Below are 2,163 nucleotides of genomic sequence, written 5' to 3' on the forward strand. Positions count from 1 at the left end.
CCCCCATCGCTGCGCGATGGGAAACGAATGAATTCGCTGCGCGAATTCAAAAACCCGCTCCGCGTGTTTTTGAAAGGCGCTTCGCGCCTTTCTTGTATTCACGCTTCGCGTGAATGCGGATTTCCGCTGCGCTCCAATCCTCGCGGGGCCGGTTCCGCTGCGCTTCACCGGCCTGGGGCATCCGCTGCGCTCCTGCCCTACCGGCTACGCCGGGCAGCGGCGAGCAGGGGGCGGGTGATGGTGCATCAACTCTGCTACCAGGTAAGATCCCGAACCGGTCAGCACCACCGGCCAGAGGCCGGCCCACCCCCGGAACCACCACCAGGAGCAGGACAACCCAGGCGGAGAAACCCCCGAGCAGACCAACCGTCAGACGACCTACCAGGGTGGCCCGCCCTGGTCTCGCCATCCTGAGATGCTACCACCCGCACACGCCAACACGAGCAGGGTCGGCCAACCGGCAACCGGATCAGCGAGGCACTTCCACCTTGTTGTGCCCGCGTTTGCATCGTGTGATGCATCGGGTAGCTTCCCGAACGAACGCACACTCCTTGGTGGTCCTCTCTCCTATCGGTTCCGTTCGATGTGAGCTACCCAGGTGACGGCTTGGACTTTGCTGGGGATTTCTCCGATTTGGCGTGCGGCGGCGCGGTAGCAGTCGGCGAGCATGTTGTAGCGTCCTACCGCTCCCAATCCTCGGTCCCGCTGGCCGTAGATTTCTTGCACGGCGATGTCGTGTGCGTGGCGGTCGATTACAACGGCGTCCGGGTTCTCCGGATGGGCGATGCACAGGTAGAAGAATCCGGTTTTGATGTGCATGGGCAGGACTTCACTCGGGTCGGTGCCCGCCAGAATTCGGTCTGCCTTGTTGATTGCGTCGCGGACGTGTCCGCTCGCCTTCCCTTCTTCGAATGCTTTGCGGGCCAATCGGCAGTTCTCGGCCCATGACTTGTTGGCGGAGAGTGCGGCAAGGACGCCTGCGCCTTTGTGGGTGTCTCCTGCTGCGATCTCTGCGGCGAATTCGTGGGCCGTGGCGTACCACTGGGCTCCGCGTCGCTTCTGGTCGGCCGTGGCCGCGTGCCACTGGTCGATGACGGCTCGGGTGTAGGCGGCGCGCTGCTGCTCGGTGCACTTGACCGGGATCATGGTTCCTTGGCGGGGTGTGGGCGCGCAGGGCTGGGGTGAGGAGCGGCCTCGATGGGCGCTCAACTCAGGCCGGCGGCGCGCGGGCGGAACTGAGGGAAGGGGCCGGGTGGGAGGCTTGTGCGGCCTCCCACCGCTTTGGATTCGTCAGTTGGTGTCCGGGGCGGGGATTGTCGGAACGTCGATTCCTGCCAGCTTCAGAAGGGCTCGGCAGTTTTCGAGGGTGAGTCCCTTGGTGTCGCCCCGGGCGTCGGTTCCGCCGGTGAATACGGCGGTTCCGTGGTAGGACTGGTGAACGGGCGCGGAAAGGGCGTAGAGGGTCAGGGCCGGGATGTTGACGGGGGAGCCCTTGAGAATTCCTTCATCGTCCAGCCACATGGAGACTTCAGACGAGAGGTCAACGACGGTGATGCTGCTGCACTCGATTTCTCGGTAGAGAATGCTGAGGGTGTTTCCGGTGCGGGGCCATTCGATGACGCTGAAGGATGCGTCGGGGCGGAGGACCAGGGCGAATTCCGTTGCGGACATAGGTGTCCCCTTTCGGGTCGTGAGGGTCTTTGGTTGTTGGTCGACTGCCACCGCCGACCAACAAGAAAAGTGTACCGCAACTTAGCTTGTGATCCAAGTGTTTTCGCAGGTCAACGCACTGCGCGGTGGGCCGGGGCCCGGTTGTCGTGCCGCCTATTCACACCGCGCAGCGGTGGGGATTTGCCGGTTCGGCCGTCGCAGACGGCGGAACAGCGCGCAGCGGTGTTCCGGTACCGGGAGGCCGCCGGTAGACCGCGCAGCGGGCCCGGCGAGGGTGGAAGACAGGTCGAGCGCGCACAGCGCGCGGTCGGGACGCGCAGCGGCCCGGCGGCCTGGCCCACCCGGGCGTGAGCGCGCACAGCGCGCGGTCCGGGGTGCGCAGCACCCCGGGCACGCCCCGGCGGGGGGGGGGGGGGGGGGGGGGGGGGGGGGGGGGGGGGGGGGGGGGGGGGGGGGGGGGGGGGGGGGGGGGGGGGGGGGGGGGGGGGGGGG

General features: G+C 66.8%; 2 protein-coding genes. Both read right to left on the reverse strand.

Annotated elements, in window-relative coordinates; translation table 11 throughout:
- Positions 1-567 precede the first annotated feature (567 nt).
- Positions 568-1,146 (reverse strand): DUF7178 family protein, encoded by a 579-nt coding sequence (locus ACZ56B_RS32805; RefSeq protein ID WP_468798733.1) that lies wholly within the window; start codon positions 1,144-1,146, stop codon positions 568-570.
- Positions 1,147-1,290: 144 nt separating this feature from the next.
- Positions 1,291-1,671 carry a DUF3846 domain-containing protein gene (locus ACZ56B_RS32810; RefSeq protein ID WP_468798736.1) on the reverse strand — a complete coding sequence of 127 codons (381 nt, stop codon included), beginning with the start codon at positions 1,669-1,671 and terminating at the stop codon, positions 1,291-1,293.
- Positions 1,672-2,163 lie beyond the last annotated feature (492 nt).

It is taken from the genome of Streptomyces sp. NPDC034670 (genome assembly GCF_055574875.1).